At 59.8% G+C, this 276-nt stretch carries 1 protein-coding gene; it reads left to right on the top strand.

The window, feature by feature from the left end; translation table 11 throughout:
• Positions 1-276, top strand: a 276-nt coding sequence (locus ACPYOI_RS36195; protein ID WP_481424187.1) for a hypothetical protein, incomplete at both ends; no start/stop codon positions are given.

The following is a 276-nucleotide window of genomic DNA, read 5'->3' on the forward strand; positions in this document are numbered from 1 at the left end:
CCTATCACGTCAGCAGACCGCCGCATACCACCATCTCGTTTCCTACTACACGACGTATTTCGGGAGGAATTCGCACAACCTCGGTCTGCTAGCCGACGACATCAAGGGCCCGGCACAAGCTAGGCACTTGACCGACTTCTTCGCGTGGACCGCATGGGGAGCGGCCGCAGATCGGCCCGGCCACAGCTATTCGTACACAAACAACTGGCCGGCAGACCCGACTGTGGCGAACCGTCCAACGGCCGACATGGTTGTCTGGTCCGTGCTTTCCCTTAT

The organism is Rhizobium sp. SVR5-2C (assembly GCF_056755115.1).